This is a genomic window from Winogradskyella schleiferi (assembly GCF_013394655.1).
Taxonomy (GTDB): domain Bacteria; phylum Bacteroidota; class Bacteroidia; order Flavobacteriales; family Flavobacteriaceae; genus Winogradskyella; species Winogradskyella schleiferi.
On sequence record NZ_CP053351.1, the window covers coordinates 239,410 to 253,185 of the forward strand.

Sequence of the window (13,776 nt, forward strand, 5' to 3'; positions counted from 1 at the left end):
AATGATGCAAATAAAAAATATAAAATCTTTTGTCCTTTTGGTAATTACTTTAGTCCTAGGCTCAAATATAAACGCCCAAGTACATGACAAGTCTTGGCAAAACATGATTCATAATAAAGAATCGAAATGGTTTGCTACAGATGAAGCCAAACAAATAGCCGAAAATGTATTGCTTTACCAACGCGATATTGGCGGCTGGCCAAAAAATGTGCAAATGCACCATCCACTGTCGAAAGAACAAAAGGAAGAATTACTACTTAAAAAGAAAACAAACGAAGGTGCTACAACAGATAATGGAGCGACCATACAAGAATTATTGTTTTTGTCTAAAATATATGGACAAACTAAACGCGAAGCCTATAAAAAAGCCTTTTTAAAAGGTGTTGATTATATTTTAGAAGCACAATATGATAATGGTGGTTGGCCGCAATTTTACCCTTTAAGAAAAGGCTATTACACGCACATTACCTACAATGACGATTCAATGGTAAACATCATGAAGCTTTTGAAAGCACTTATTGACGATTCTGGCGTTTACACCATTAAACCATTTGAGGCTCAGCTACAAAAAATAACTACTGCTTTTAATAAAGGGATAGATTGTATTCTTAAAACCCAATACAAACAAAATGGTGTATTAACAGCTTGGTGTGCACAGCATGATGAGGTGACTCTAGAACCAGCAGATGCAAGGTCTTTTGAGCTAAAATCTTTAAGTGGTGCAGAATCAGCACATATTGTATTGTTATTAATGTCTATTGAAAATCCTTCAAAAGACATCATAAATGCCATAAATAGTGCTGTTACTTGGTTCGAAAAAGTAAAAATAACAGGCTTAAGAAAAGATAGAATTTATAATGGAGTCGGTAAAATTGTAGATAAAAGAATGATTCCAGATGAAACTGCACCAGCAATTTGGGCGCGTTTTATGAACTTGGAAGACAACAAACCTTTTTTCTGCGATAGAGATGGTATAAAAAAATGGAAATTAGAAGATATCGGAGATGAGCGCAGAAATGGCTACGCATGGTACAAAAGCGACCCACAATTGGTTTTAGACGCTTATCCTATATGGAAATCAAGTCTCAAAAAAAAAAGGACTAAGAAACATAAAGACGAATTAAATATTACGGTCGCTAAAGATGGCTCTGGGGATTATGTCAGTATTCAAGAAGCCATTAATAACACCAAATCTTTTCCTTACGATAGAGTTACTATTCACGTTAAAAATGGGATTTATAAGGAAAAAGTTAAAATTCACGAATGGAATTCTAATATTCAGTTGGTTGGCGAAAGCAAGGAAAACACCATAATTACATACGACGATTATTTTAATAAAGTAGGTCTAGGCAGAAATAGCACCTTTTACACCTACACATTGTTGGTTGAAGCGAACAACGTAATACTCAAAAATTTAACTATTGAAAATTCTTCGGGTAGAGTTGGTCAAGCAGTAGCATTATCAGTGTTTTCAGATGAGGTGGCTGTTGTAAACTGTAAACTTTTAGGCAATCAGGATACCTTGTATGCCTCAGGAAAAGGCAAGCAATATTATAAAGATTGTTATATCGAAGGTACCACAGATTTTATCTTCGGAAGTGCCACAGCATTTTTTGAAAATTGCGAAATTCACAGTAAAAAGAACTCTTACATAACAGCAGCTTCAACACCAAAAGATTCATTATTTGGATATGTTTTTAAAGACTGCAAACTCACTGCAGATAAAGATGTAGATGAGGTTTACTTAGGAAGACCTTGGCGTATTTATGCGCAAACCGTTTTTATAAATTGCGATTTAAGTACACATATTTTACCTGAAGGTTGGCACAATTGGTCTAAACCAGAAGCTGAAAAAACTACGTTTTATGCAGAATATAAAAACTATGGCAAAAGTTTTAAACCAAAGAAAAGAGTGGAATGGTCGCATCAACTAAAAAAACGAGAATCTGAGGCATATACAATTAAAAACGTATTAGGTAACGATAAAAAAACATCTAAAACAGAATGGTATGAAACATTTTAAAATCTATTTTCTTTTAATTTTAGTGGTATTTCAATCGTGTAAAGAAGAAGAAAAGCCAGCTGAAACAGAACAAAAAAAACAGAACATTACCATTTATACCATCGGAGATTCAACGATGTCAGATAAAATTAATCCAGATGAAAATCCTGAACGCGGTTGGTGCCAGCTGTTACCACAATTTTTGAACGATAAGGCAACTGTAAAAAACCATGCTGTAAACGGTAGAAGTACTAGAAGCTTTATAACTGAAGGACGATGGGATTCAGTTTACAAGAAATTGGAAGAAGGGGATTATGTGTTTATCCAATTTGGACATAACGACCAAAAAATTACCAACCCTAAACGCTATACCAATCCACATACAGCTTACAGACATCATTTAATAAGGTTTGTAACAGAAAGTAGAGAAAAAGGAGCCATACCAATTTTATTCACGTCTATCGTTAGACGAAATTTTAATGAAGAAGGAACTTTAATCGGTACACACGGCGCTTATCCTTTGGAAACGCGTTTGGTCGCACAAGAGTATGATGTACCATTTATCGATCTGTTGTATATAACCGAAAAAATGGAAGAATCCTATGGCGTTGAAGGCTCTAAAAAAATGCATTTACATTATCAACCAAATGAAGTTTCATATTTTCCTGATGGGAAAGAAGACAATACACACTTGTCCGTTTTCGGAGCTACAGAAGTCGCAAAATTAGCTGTCAAGGCTTTAAATGAAAAAGTTGAAGGTTTTGAGGCTTTCACTAAAACAAATTAGGATGACATTAATGTCAAAATATATACTGTTTATAACCTTCTTTTGTTTCCTCAGTTGTTTTGCTCAAAAAGACCGTAAAGTCATTCAACTATGGAGCGATAAAATTCCAAACGCCATAGAAAATTCAGAATTTAAAGAAATTGAAATCATAAAAGATTCTGTAGTGTCTAGTTTAGAGCAAGTCAGTATTCCGACATTAACAGTTTTCAAACCAGAAAAATCAAACGGAACAGCAATTGTTATTTGTCCTGGAGGAGGCTATCATCATTTAGCAATTAATAAAGAAGGTTATAAAGTGGCCGAATGGTTAAATTCACTTGGTATTACAGCTTTTGTACTTAAATACCGATTGCCAAAAGATGCCATAATGAAAGACAAAAGTATTGCACCACTACAAGATGCGCAACGAGCAATGCGATATGTAAGACGCACTGCTGACAATTGGAGTATTGACAAAGATAAAATAGGTGTTATGGGTTTTTCGGCTGGAGGTCATTTGGCTGCAACATTATCTACTCAATTTGATAAGGAAGTTTATAAAGTAGAAGATAAAACTAGTGCAAGACCAGATTTCTCAATATTGATTTATCCAATGATTTCAATGGACGAGTCAATTACACATAATGGTTCAAGAAAAAAATTATTGGGAGAATCACCTTCCAACGAAGATATTGAAGCTTACTCTAACGAAACTCATATAAATTCCGATACACCGATAACATTTTTGGTACACGCAACGGATGACAAATCGGTTCCTGTTGAAAATAGTATTCAATATTATTTGGGACTAAAAGAAAACGATGTTCCTTCAGAAATGCATATTTACGAAACAGGAGGTCATGGTTTTGGTCTGGGTAGAGATAAGACTGCTCACCCTTGGACTAGAGCCTGTTCTGATTGGCTGAAGAACAAATGATTGGACACAATAGTGAAAATGACGACAATTTCTTTTACGATAATTAGTCTATTTTGATAAAGATGAGAAATTTCAAAAGTAGAATTTCACGAGATACTTGCTCTGGTAAAATTCAATGAGAATTGATGGATAGTTCTAGGATTTCATGTTATTTCAACGAACAAAAATTTGGTAGTTCTATAAGTGATGACATTATTATTTGACAATTTTATGTTTTTCAGGATTATGTAGCTATTTGAAAATTGGAGAATACAAATGGAGGGCATCCAATTTTTATATTTATCGGGTCTTTTATGTCTTGAAAGTCCTAACCGATATCTTAAATTATGTAACGTGTTGAAAATGAATAATTAGCTTGTTATTTGGGCTTTTTTTTATTTCGTTTTCTCAATTTTATTCCACCATCCAGACCAATTGAAACAAGCTAAAAATTTTCTGAGGCTGAGTTGAAAATTTTATATACTTCTGAATTTTCAATCCATATTTTGTTTCCCGAATTCAATAATATGAATTTATTAAACTATATTTTATAATCAAATAATTATCTGCCTTCGAACGCTTTACTTTCAGTTTTTTAAGCTGTTTATTGAAAAATTGACTATCTATATCGTATGCTAAATTCAGAATTATTCTATGCTTCCATTGCTACTTTTTAAATCTTTTGTTCGTCTTTTCAATGTAAAAAATGCTATAAATATGGTTAAGTCATGATTCAATTTTATCATAATGGCCTTCCTTTTTACCTAGAATTATAGAATTGACCATCAGTTTATTAATCGCATTGATCATTTATAATCATAGTAAAATCTCAGTATTTTATCTCATTAAAAGTTTAAGCGAACAAAAAGATACATTTTTAGCTTTTATGTGTATTATATTAACCTAATTGTAATTTAACTTTTATTAACAGGGTTAAAATAATATATATATATGATAAGCATGATGTTTTTAAAAAGGTTGATTCTCTAGAACTTTGTACCCAAGATATTTTATATATCAAGTTAACATAAAAAAGTACTATGAAACATATATCAGCTTACCCAACAATATGGCAAACAATGCCTTATGCATTATATATGATAGATCAATTGGAAAACGAAAGTCGTAAAGCCACGAAGGATATCATATTGAAGAATGATGATATTTTGAAAAAAGAAATTTCTGAAATGACACTTAATGTTAGAGCAATTTCAGTTTTAGATAAACAGAGGAATGAGCATACAGTAACTGATTTTAAGCAACAAATTTTAAATCTAAAAGGCATGTATACAGGAGTTTTTCTTAGGTCTAAAAACGGACTTAATCTTGTAGCTGGTGAATATACAACAGTTAGATTCTATCTAGGCGATAACCAAAACAGTGTCATTACCAAAGATAGACATATTGAAAGCATACACGGTTTTAGTTGCTTGGATTTTGAAATTGAAGATGGATTAAAAATTACCCACAATAATTCTAACGAGATTACGCTAAGATTTGATTTTATCCCTTATAGTTTTATGAGCAATTTTAAATCTATAAAAGATTTCTTTAAAAAACAGCAACAGGTATTTTCTTCTAAATTAAAAGGAAGTCTTGAGAGTTAATCTTTAAAAATTGTGGTACGTTTTTTAATCACTTTTTTGAAATGAGTGAGCATTTTTAGTTTGAGAATAAACTAACTCATCTATGTGCTATATCGTCATCATGTTGCTTTTCAATTCGCAATTAAATAAAAATCATTTTTCTAAGTTTTATACTGCAAAATCTTCGTTATATTTGGTAGGATATAACGCTTAAAGCAACATGATTTCAGTTAAAACAGCATTAGCTATAATTTCAGAATTTCCAAAAACATACCATTTCGAGGTGGTAAGTCTCAACGAGGCGCTTAATTTTGTGTTGTCTGAAGATGTGTTTTCGCCTATAAACATGCCGCCATTTAGGCAATCTGCAATGGATGGTTATGCGTTTAAATATTCAGACAAAGACAAGTATTTCATTGTTGGAGAATCCAAAGCTGGAGACTCAAATAATCATATATTAAAAGAAGGCGAAGCCGTCAGGATTTTTACTGGAGCTTTAGTGCCAGACAACGCGGACACCGTAATTATGCAAGAGCATGTTGAGCGTGAAGGCGACAAGATTCATATTCAAAAAATGGCATCACAATGTGCAAACATCCGTAAAACGGGTGAGCAGATTGAAGCAGGAGCCATAGCTTTAAAAAAAGACACTAAACTAAACGAAGCAGCAATTGGTTTTTTGGCTTGTTTAGGTATAACAACTGTTTCAGTTTATAAAACACCAAAAGTAGCCATATTGGTCACTGGAAATGAACTGCAAAAACCAGGAATAGACTTAGAACAAGGTAAAATATATGAAAGTAATTCCATAATGCTTAAAGCGGCATTAAGGAAAGTAGGCGTAAAAGACATTGAAATCATTCGTGTAAAAGACGATTATAAAGACACGAAAACAAGTATAGAAAATGTACTGAACACAAAAGATCTACTATTGGTTTCTGGTGGAATTTCAGTGGGCGATTACGACTTTGTAAAAGAAGCCTTGTTGGAAAATGACGTCGAAGAGTTGTTTTACAAAATCAACCAAAAACCGGGTAAACCCTTATGGTTTGGAAAAAAAGAGAATACTTACGTTTTTGCATTACCAGGGAATCCAGCCTCTGCTTTGACCTGTTTTTATATTTATGCGCTTCCGCTATTAAGAAAAATGTCAGGTTATAAACACAACCATTTACAGAAATTAATAGCGAAAAGTAAATCAGCTATAAAAAATCCATCGGGAAAAACACTTTTTTTAAAGGCAAAATTAGAAGGGGGTTCTGTAGAAGTGCTTCACGGTCAAAGTTCAGCAATGCTATATACTTATGCTTTGAGCAATGCCTTAATATGTGTGGACTTTGAAACAGCTGAAGTTAAAATAGGAGATGAAGTGGAATGCATAAAACTAGAGTTATAATGGAAATAAAATCTAGACTTTGGATAGAAAAAGAGGGCCAACCATTTATAGGTTACGGACGCATTAAATTATTGAAAGCTGTCGATAAAACAGCCTCTATAAGTGCAGCTGCAAAAACATTAAAAATGTCCTATAAAAAAGCATGGAACTTACTCAATGAGATAGAAACTTTGGCGGATCAACCTGTTTTGGTAACGAACATAGGTGGAAAAAATGGCGGCGGAACAAAAGTTACAGAGTATGGGAAATCCTTAATTCGTCAATTTGAAACGCTAAATGAAAACTGTATCGATTTTTTAGAAGAGCAATATAAAAAGTTAACGCTATGAATGAAATGGCACCAGAAATATGGGTCTTTTTTTCCGTGGCATTAATAGGCATTGCGTTTCTTTATGCCAGTGTCGGACATGGAGGTGCAAGTGGCTACATTGCACTGATGGCAGCATTTTCATTTCCTGTGGACTTCATAAAACCAACAGCATTAATCTTAAACATTTTTATTTCCGGAATTTCATTTTGGTATTTTAAAAAACACAGTCATTTTAATTGGAATCTATTTTATCCTTTTGCCATAGCATCGGTTCCAGCGGCATTTTTAGGCGGTTATATTTCTATTGATGCTCAGGTCTATAAAATAATTATGGCGTTTTTTTTGTTCGTTGCTATTCTCAGAATCCTGTTTTTCTCAAATGAAAACAGAGAAAACCAAACTCCTTTTAAAATCCATCTGGCTTTATTCATTGGCTTTTTAATTGGTCTATTTTCGGGAATGATTGGCATCGGAGGAGGCATTATTTTAAGTCCTATCGTTATTCTATTGGGTTGGGGAAATATGAAAGAAGTGGCTGCTGTATCTGCGCTATTTATTTTTGCGAATTCCATTGCAGGTATTTCTGGTTATTCTTTTAATAATTACGTTGAATTGGATTCGTTTAAATTAATCCCAATAGCATTAATTGGTGGTTTTTTTGGCGCTGTTTATGGAAGTCATAAAATTTCGAATACCGTTTTAAAATATATTCTAACCGTCGTTTTATTAATCGCCTGTTTTAAACTAACATTTATATAAATGCATACTAAAAACGATATATCAGTTTATATTTTGTGTGGAGGTTTAAGTACACGTATGCAAGAGGAGAAAGGTTTGGTTGTTTTTAAAGGAAAAACGTTTATAGAACATATTATTGAGGCCGTAAAACCCATAACCCAAAACATAGTTTTAGTAACCAAAAACGAAAAGTATAAGCAATTTGGTTTTCCGTTAGTTGCAGATATTTATGAAAACAAAGGCCCTGTTGGCGCAATTTATTCGGCTTTAAATCATTCAAAAGATGAATTTAATTTAATTCTGAGTTGTGATATTCCGAATATAACTACGACGGTTTTGAATAACTATTTATTGAAAACTATTAGCGAAAGTGAAATTTCGTATTTAGTGGATAATCAAAGCGAATATCCATTAATTGGCGTGTATTCAAAAAAAACAACTTCAACATTTAAAGATGCTATAGCAAATAATGAATTAAAACTTTTAGACTTAATAAAGTCTCTAGATTATAACATTATTACAATTAGAACGAAAGATAGAAACGCAGTAAAAAATGTAAATTCAAAAGAAGAATTACAACATTTATCACTGAAAAAATAACATCAACCAATACTATGGAAAGAAATGAATTATACCCAATATTTGTAAAAGTACACCAACTGAATGTGCTCATTGTTGGTGGTGGAAATGTTGGTTTAGAGAAACTCTCTTTTCTTTTAAAATCGAGTCCGAATGCCAATGTGGAAGTGGTTTCCATTGCGTTTATGCAAGAGCTAAAAGACTTGGCCAGCAAGCATCCAACGGTTCAATTAACAGCGAAAGCTTATGACATTACAGATTTGGAAAAAAGACATTTGGTAATTGGTTGTACCGATAATCTGGATGTGAATTTACAAATCAACAAAGAGGCCAAAGCTAAATGTTTGTTAGTAAATATAGCTGATACACCAGACCAATGCGATTATTATTTAGGAGGCATCGTCACCAAAGGTCATGTGAAAATTGCTATTTCTACCAACGGAAAATCGCCAACAACAGCAAAACGTATCCGACAGTTTTTAGATGATGTTATACCAGAAGATATCAATGAAATGGTTCTCAATCTCAACGAATTTAGAAAATCAATAAAAGGCAATTTTGAAGAAAAAGTCGAAAAAATGAATCAGGTGACGAGAGACTTGGTCAATAAAAAAAAGTAAAATGGCAGTTATAAAATATTATGGTGCAATTGCAGAAGCAGTAAAATGTAGTGAAGAACAAATGGCTGTGGCAGATTTAAATATTTCAGATTGTATGGCGCTTTTAAAGGAAAAATACAATCTTCACGCACTGGAAGTTTCAATAGCATTAAATCAAAACTTAGTAGAAATGGACAGTACAATTAAATTAACGGATAGTGACGAAATAGCGTTGCTACCACCATTTGCAGGAGGCTGATTTTGGAACGCTATAAACGACAAATACAATTACCACAAGTTGGGGAAACTGGACAACAAAAACTAAAAAACGCAAAAATATTAGTTGTTGGCGCAGGAGGTTTGGGATGTGCAATTTTGCCGTATTTAACGGCTTCGGGAATTGAAACCATCGGAATAATAGATGGCGACACCATTGATGAAAGTAACTTGCATCGCCAGATTTTATATACCGAAAAAACAGTAAACCAGCAAAAAGTAACAGTCGCTAAAACACAGCTGGAAGCTTTGAATTCTAATGTAAAAATTCAAGTTTATAAATACTATTTATCTGGCGAAAATGCCATAGAAATTTTTAAAATCTATGATATTATTGTTGATGCAACAGATAGCATTCAAACCAGATATCTTATAAATGACGCTTGTATCATTGCGGACAAACCTTTTGTTTATGGTTCCATTTATCGATTTGAAGGACAAGTTTCGGTTTTCAATTATAAAAACGGACCAACCTATCGATGTTTATTTAAAAATAATAATACCAAAATAAATAACTGTGAAGATGCTGGTGTTTTAGGCACTACTGTTGGTTTTATCGGCATGCTTCAAGCTAATGAAGTTATTAAAATGGTATTAGAAACAGGTGACATATTATCTGGAAAATTACTTATTTATAACACTTTAAATAACACGCAGAATAGTATCAATTTCAATAAAACGGAAACTAAAATTATTGACGAAGCATTTTTTAATTCAGAATATAAAACGCATAAGATAGAAGCTATATGTGTAAGTGAAGCGATTTCAAAAAAGACCATTTTCATAGATGTTCGAGAGTTGCATGAAACTCCAAAATTAACATTGCCAAACAGCATCCAGATGCCATTATCGGTTTTAGAAACGGAATTAAAAAAATTAGATAAAAACAAAAGTTACGCCATTTTTTGCCAAAGCGGAAGACGAAGTTTAGAAGCTATCAAAATATTAAAACAGCATCGATTTAGCGATGTAAAGAACATTTCAGGAGGTGCAATTAAAATTCAAAATGATATAGAAAATGAAAAATGTATTTATTAAAGGTCCAATAACACCAGAATTTATTGCAGATGCTATTGCCAAACACCAAACCAAGCACAACATTGGTGCGCACAATATTTTCTTGGGTCAAGTTAGGGCAGATGAAATTAAAAATAAAACCGTTGCTGGAATAGATTTTACGTGTTACGAAGACATGGCAAATCCAATATTGGAAGGTATCCGTGAAAAAGCATTTAAAACCTTCAATTTAACCTGCATGCATATTTACCATAGTTTGGGCGAAATAAAAGTAGGCGAGATTTGCTTTTTTGTGTTTGTTTCGGCAAAACACAGTAAGGAGGTTTATGATGCAACGGAATATCTTGTCAATATCGTAAAAAAGAAAGTGCCTTTATTTGGAAAGGAGATTTTTGACGACGATTCACATCAATGGAAAGTGAACAAATAATAAATAGTAGTAATGGTAGATATCACACATAAAATTAAAACGCTTCGGGTTGCCACAGCAGAAGCCATTGTAAAAGTGAGTAAGCAAGAAACAATCGATGCGCTCAACAACAATGCTGTGCCAAAAGGAAACGTTTTTGAAATGGCTAAAACCGCTGGATTGTTTGCGGTAAAAACCACACATAATGTGATTCCTGATTGCCATCCTTTGCCGATTGAATTTACGGCAATCACTTATAAAATTGAAGGTTTAAGTGTGAAAATCAGCCTTACCATAAAGACCATTTATAAAACAGGTGTTGAGGTGGAGGCCATGCATGGAGCTTCTGTTGTAGCATTGACCATGTACGATATGTTAAAGCCTATTGATAAACAAATTGAAATAGGAAACATAAAATTAGTAGAAAAAAGTGGAGGTAAAAGCAGTTTTAAAACGAAGCATCGATCACAATTAAAAGCGAGTGTTATTGTGTGTTCCGACTCAATTTCTGAAGGTAAAAAGGAAGATAGAGCAGGAAAAGCAATTATTGAGAAGTTGAAACAAAGCGCTATTAAAATCAGCAATTATGATATTATTCCTGATGAAATAGAAGCCATACGAAACAAAGCAATTTTATATTCCGAAACGTCCAATCTAGTCATATTTACGGGAGGAACTGGCTTATCTTATAGAGACGTTACACCTGAAGCATTAGAGCCTATTTTAGAACGAAGAATCCCTGGCGTGGAAGAAGCCATTAGAACTTATGGACAAGAACGCATGCCTTATGCCATGTTATCTCGAAGCGTTGCCGGGACAATTGGCGATTGCCTAATTTTGGCATTACCAGGTTCTACCAATGGTGCAAAAGAATCCATGGACGCTGTTTTTCCGCACTTAACACATGTGTTCAAAATACTAAAAGGCCAACAACATTAATAATGCAAAAACAAGACAACATTTTAACCGATACTTTAGGTAGAAAACACAACTACCTAAGAATTTCGTTGACCGAAAAATGCAATTTGCGTTGTACCTATTGTATGCCGTCCGAAGGTGTACAATTAACACCAAGGCAACATTTAATGAATGCAGATGAAGTCTTTGAAATTGCAAAAGTGTTTGTCGCAAATGGCGTCGATAAAATCAGGTTAACAGGTGGAGAACCACTCGTTAGAAAAGATTTTTCCGAAATTTTAAAGCGTTTATCCACTTTAAATACTATACTATCCATTACCACAAACGGCATTCTTGTGGATAGATTTATTGATGATTTTAAAACTTATGGACTCAACAATATCAATGTGAGTTTAGACACTTTAAATGAAGAAAAATTCAATCACATAACCAGACGAGATCAATTTACAGAGGCCTATAATAACATCCATTTACTTATTGAAAATGGTTTTAAAGTCAAATTAAACGTTGTCCTGATTAAAGGATTTAACGATAATGAAATTACTGATTTTATTAAGCTCACCAAAGACTTACCGATTTCAATTCGCTTTATAGAGTTTATGCCATTTGATGGTAATAACTGGAATAAATCCAAATTGGTGACACAACATGAAATTCTGGAACAAACAACACATTATTTTGGGGCGAATCAACTCATAAAATTGCAGAATGAACAAAATTTCACGTCAAGGAGTTATAAAATTATTGGTTACAAAGGCCAATTCGGAATTATTAGTTCGGTGAGTAATCCGTTTTGTGATGGTTGTAATAGAATTCGTTTAACGGCCAATGGCAAGATAAAAAATTGCCTGTTTTCAAATAACGAAACCGATATACTGACCGCTTTAAGAAATCAAGAATCCATTGAAGACTATATAGCCGAAGCAATTTATAAAAAATTACCAGTACGAGGAGGCATGGATAGTTTTGAATTGTTCAATGACCCAAAACAACACTCTAAAAACAGGAGTATGATTACAATTGGGGGATAGGTTCAAGATAAAGATTTACAATTGAGAATGTGTAAAATTTTATCGAGAATCAGAATATTTGAACTCACTTTGTTAATCCTGAAGCATCTCAACCGTAGCAACAGTTCTAAAACCAGCATGGTCAGATCCTGAATCTGGACTCATTCCCATACGAGCTGAAATCCTAAAACTAGCGCAATACGAGGCATGGCATAAAAAAGAACCGCCTTTTATAACACGCTCTGCCTGATACGGATTCGATGGGCTATAGGCTGTTTTTGCACCTTGCGGATTAATCAGTGGCTCTGACGTGTCAATGTCCTTATAATAATTCACATTAAAAAGATCACTGGTCAGTTCCCATACATTACCCATCATATCATAAATTCCAATACTATTGGGTTCGTATGATTTTACTGGAGCAATCAATTCAAAACCATCGACACTTTCATTCTTAACAGGAAATGTGCCTTGCCATGTATTAGCTTTATCGATTAGAATTTCAGGATCATTTCCCCAAGTAAATATATTATCGGTTGCATTCCCTTGGGCTGCAGATTCCCATTCGGCTTCGGTCGGTAAACGTCGGTTTGCCCATTTGCAATAGGCTTCGGCATCTTCTAAAGCAATATGGACAACTGGAAAATTATCACGTCCTTCAATTGAGCTGTTTGGACCTTCAGGTTGTCTCCAATTGGCGCCGATTTTCCAGGTCCACCATTGGCTGTAATTATCCATATTCGCAACCGCATTCACATCCTTATTAAATATTAAACTTCCTGGTTGTAAGATGGAATCATGAGGTTTGGCGATACCCTCAGGTAGCTCTTTTTTCATTTCTTCCCAATCTATTGGTCGTTCGGCAACAGTGACATAATCTGTGGCATCAACAAAAGCTTTAAATTCTTTATTGGTAACTTCGGTGACATCGATAAAAAAGCCATCAACCTTAACTTGGTGTGCCGGTTTTTCGCGTATCATAGCAAATTGATCGCTTGGTTTAGCACCTTGTGTAAATGTTTTTCCCTCAACCCAAACCATGCCTTCAGGAGTGTTTATGTTTTCGGGCTTTACAATTAGAAGCTCATGATTTGTAGTCTTCGTAACTATTGGACTGCTTTTTTCAGTTGGCTTTTTATTGGTGTCATTTTTACAATTGAAGCAGGATATTGATAAAACGATTAGGAGTAATCGGGATGCTTTATTTAGGGTATTCATGTTGCGAATTTTGTTCGAGGTAAATATTATTTTCTG

Annotated in this window: 15 protein-coding genes; 14 read left to right on the top strand and 1 reads right to left on the bottom strand. The window is 33.8% G+C overall.

Annotated features, from left to right (window positions below; translation table 11 throughout):
* The first annotated feature begins 1 nt into the window (after nucleotide 1).
* The 14 genes from pelA (at nucleotide 2) to moaA (ending at nucleotide 12,543) form a co-directional block, all read left to right on the top strand.
* The gene (gene pelA, locus HM990_RS01120) at nucleotides 2-2,023 is read left to right on the top strand and encodes a pectate lyase (protein WP_178987167.1); all 2,022 of its coding nucleotides are present in this window, start codon (nucleotides 2-4) and stop codon (nucleotides 2,021-2,023) included.
* The gene (locus HM990_RS01125; RefSeq protein ID WP_178987168.1) at nucleotides 2,010-2,789 is read left to right on the top strand and encodes a rhamnogalacturonan acetylesterase; all 780 of its coding nucleotides are present in this window, start codon (nucleotides 2,010-2,012) and stop codon (nucleotides 2,787-2,789) included. The genes pelA and HM990_RS01125 overlap by 14 nt, the downstream gene beginning before the upstream one ends.
* A gap of 1 nt (nucleotide 2,790) precedes the next feature.
* Complete coding sequence (locus tag HM990_RS01130) at nucleotides 2,791-3,705, top strand: alpha/beta hydrolase (protein WP_229719342.1); 915 nt, start codon at nucleotides 2,791-2,793, stop codon at nucleotides 3,703-3,705.
* Between the two features lie 1,019 nt (nucleotides 3,706-4,724).
* The gene (locus HM990_RS01135; RefSeq protein ID WP_178987170.1) at nucleotides 4,725-5,291 is read left to right on the top strand and encodes a hypothetical protein; all 567 of its coding nucleotides are present in this window, start codon (nucleotides 4,725-4,727) and stop codon (nucleotides 5,289-5,291) included.
* Nucleotides 5,292-5,490: 199 nt separating this feature from the next.
* On the top strand, nucleotides 5,491-6,666 hold the full coding sequence (locus HM990_RS01140; RefSeq protein WP_178987171.1) for a molybdopterin molybdotransferase MoeA: 1,176 nt from the start codon (nucleotides 5,491-5,493) through the stop codon (nucleotides 6,664-6,666).
* Nucleotides 6,666-6,995 carry a winged helix-turn-helix domain-containing protein gene (locus HM990_RS01145; RefSeq protein WP_229719343.1) on the top strand — a complete coding sequence of 110 codons (330 nt, stop codon included), beginning with the start codon at nucleotides 6,666-6,668 and terminating at the stop codon, nucleotides 6,993-6,995. The genes HM990_RS01140 and HM990_RS01145 overlap by 1 nt, the downstream gene beginning before the upstream one ends.
* Complete coding sequence (locus tag HM990_RS01150; RefSeq protein WP_178987172.1) at nucleotides 6,992-7,735, top strand: sulfite exporter TauE/SafE family protein; 744 nt, start codon at nucleotides 6,992-6,994, stop codon at nucleotides 7,733-7,735. Before HM990_RS01145 ends, HM990_RS01150 begins: the two co-directional genes overlap by 4 nt.
* Entirely contained in the window at nucleotides 7,736-8,314 is a 579-nt protein-coding gene (mobA, locus tag HM990_RS01155) for a molybdenum cofactor guanylyltransferase (protein ID WP_178987173.1), read from the top strand. It abuts the gene before it with no gap.
* Between the two features lie 14 nt (nucleotides 8,315-8,328).
* Nucleotides 8,329-8,913, top strand: coding sequence for a precorrin-2 dehydrogenase/sirohydrochlorin ferrochelatase family protein (locus tag HM990_RS01160; protein WP_178987174.1), 585 nt, complete (start codon nucleotides 8,329-8,331; stop codon nucleotides 8,911-8,913).
* A gap of 1 nt (nucleotide 8,914) precedes the next feature.
* Nucleotides 8,915-9,151, top strand: coding sequence for a MoaD/ThiS family protein (locus tag HM990_RS01165; RefSeq protein WP_178987175.1), 237 nt, complete (start codon nucleotides 8,915-8,917; stop codon nucleotides 9,149-9,151).
* Between the two features lie 2 nt (nucleotides 9,152-9,153).
* Nucleotides 9,154-10,206 carry a HesA/MoeB/ThiF family protein gene (locus tag HM990_RS01170; RefSeq protein ID WP_178987176.1) on the top strand — a complete coding sequence of 351 codons (1,053 nt, stop codon included), beginning with the start codon at nucleotides 9,154-9,156 and terminating at the stop codon, nucleotides 10,204-10,206.
* Complete coding sequence (locus HM990_RS01175; RefSeq protein WP_178987177.1) at nucleotides 10,187-10,615, top strand: molybdenum cofactor biosynthesis protein MoaE; 429 nt, start codon at nucleotides 10,187-10,189, stop codon at nucleotides 10,613-10,615. Before HM990_RS01170 ends, HM990_RS01175 begins: the two co-directional genes overlap by 20 nt.
* 12 nt (nucleotides 10,616-10,627) lie before the next feature.
* A complete protein-coding gene (moaCB, locus tag HM990_RS01180; protein ID WP_178987178.1) occupies nucleotides 10,628-11,533 on the top strand; it encodes a bifunctional molybdenum cofactor biosynthesis protein MoaC/MoaB in 906 nt (301 codons plus the stop codon).
* A 2-nt stretch (nucleotides 11,534-11,535) separates the two neighbouring features.
* Complete coding sequence (gene moaA / locus HM990_RS01185) at nucleotides 11,536-12,543, top strand: GTP 3',8-cyclase MoaA (RefSeq protein ID WP_178987179.1); 1,008 nt, start codon at nucleotides 11,536-11,538, stop codon at nucleotides 12,541-12,543.
* A gap of 72 nt (nucleotides 12,544-12,615) precedes the next feature.
* On the opposite strand, the gene HM990_RS01190 is transcribed toward moaA, so the two are convergent.
* Nucleotides 12,616-13,740, bottom strand: a complete 1,125-nt coding sequence (locus tag HM990_RS01190; RefSeq protein ID WP_178987180.1) for a formylglycine-generating enzyme family protein — start codon at nucleotides 13,738-13,740, stop codon at nucleotides 12,616-12,618.
* Between the last annotated feature and the right edge of the window lie 36 nt (nucleotides 13,741-13,776).